General features: G+C 45.2%; 2 protein-coding genes and 1 pseudogene. 1 reads left to right on the top strand and 2 read right to left on the bottom strand.

What is annotated here, in order from left to right:
- The coding region (locus F6K49_RS47170) for a helix-turn-helix domain-containing protein (RefSeq protein WP_293109416.1) at positions 1–167 on the bottom strand (167 nt) is incomplete at its 3' end.
- Between the two features lie 296 nt (positions 168–463).
- A complete protein-coding gene (locus F6K49_RS47175) occupies positions 464–1297 on the bottom strand; it encodes a sulfurtransferase (protein ID WP_293109414.1) in 834 nt (277 codons plus the stop codon).
- A gap of 95 nt (positions 1298–1392) precedes the next feature.
- Here F6K49_RS47175 and F6K49_RS47180 point away from each other — a divergent pair.
- A pseudogene (locus F6K49_RS47180) lies at positions 1393–1620 on the top strand (hypothetical protein); the annotation flags it as partial.

A 1620-nucleotide genomic window follows, 5' to 3' on the forward strand; every position in this document is an offset into this window, starting at 1 on the left:
GGTCCGCGAGTGCCAGGAGTGACCACCGGCATACCATCAAACAAAGGAATCACCCAAGTTCTGCCCACCTTATAAGCCCCTTTAACTCTACCCTTGCCCAGAAGGTAACGGACGCGAGTGGCAGAAACACCGAGTAATTCAGCGGCTTGTGCGGTGGAAATCATCATGGCGAATAAACCATTGCTTTAACGATATTATTAAGGTAACACACGTTTTCTGAAAATGCCAGGATTTGGTAAAACTATTGCATTTTCACAATATTGAAGGGATTAGTGGGATTAATGAGAGTAGTGGGATAAAAGGGTTATCAAAAACTATTGCATTGTCGCAATGTCAAGCAGTAGGGGTAACTGGGATTAATGAGAGTCAGCTAAAGCTTGTAGGGTGGGCAAAAACCGTTTGGTTATGGGTGAGTATTCTAGATCATATAAATTTGCCCACCCTACTTTAATTGGTATTTTTTTTACTGCTCAATCAGCCCATGAGGTAGACGGCTCCACTCATTCCACGATCCATCATAATTTCTTACTTTGGGATAGCCGAGTAAATACTTCAAGACGAACCAAGTGTACGCAGAGCGTGCACCAATCGCGCAATAAGGAAATATTTCCTTGTCAGCTGTAACACCTCGGCTGCTGTAAAGAGCATGTAACTCTTCTACTGACTTAAATGTACCGTCCTCATTCAAGGTATTAGTATACTCAAGATGCACCGCACCTGGAATATGCCCTCCACGTTCAGCTCCTTCTGGCGGCTTGATCATAAATATCTCACCAGAATACTCTTGAGGAGTCCGCACATCTAGCACCACACAATCCGTTTTCTCTAAAGATGCTTGCACCTCTGCCTGGAAAACTCGTAAGTCAGGATTGGGAGAGGTTGCTTGGTAAGAGGTGGGCGGAAAGTTTGACAAGTCTGATGTTACTGGACGACCTTCTGCCACCCATTTCTGATGACCACCGTTAAGGACATACACTTTTTGATGTCCAAAGAGCTTCAGAAACCAGAAAATAAAAGCTCCTGTGCCTGGGTAACTACCATAGGCAATGACGGTCGTTTCTTGGGAAATTCCTGAGCGCGACAACAGTTCCTCAATCGCAGTGGGGTCTAAATTCATTCCGAAGTCGGGCATGGAGAGATCAGTGGGGAAATGCCAGAAAACAGCCCCCGGAATATGAGTATCTTTGTAAGATTCTGGACTCATATCAACTTCAACCACACGCACCATCGGATCTTCTAGATGATCCATCAGCCATTGTGTATTGACCAAAACTTCAGGGTGAGCGTATTGAGACATCGGTTTTCTCCTAATATTGAGGCTAAAGGTAAGATTAGGGGAGGCAGTTTGGGTTGCCCAGTACCCGATCGAGTACACTTTTGGTCCTCACGGTCATGACGAGTTCCTTGCAGTTTTTATTTAAAGCCATTCATCAGGTCAAGGATGAAGCAGACTTGCGATCGCGCATTGTCCCAAAAATTGGTGAGCATTTTGCGGCAAAGCGATGGGGTGTTTTTTTCTTCGATCAATTGCCTCCAGTTAATCAAAAGCTTCTTGATGCAGTCGCTCATGGGGGTTTCCCCCAAGACCGCGCTGCATCGCTTCAGGAATCCCTAAAAATA

This window comes from Moorena sp. SIO3I6, assembly GCF_010672095.1.

Bases quoted from the DNA above. Each gene is read 5' to 3' on its own strand.
- F6K49_RS47175 (WP_293109414.1), bottom strand. From the start codon at position 1,297: ATGTCTCAATACGCTCACCCTGAAGTTTTGGTCAATACACAATGGCTG.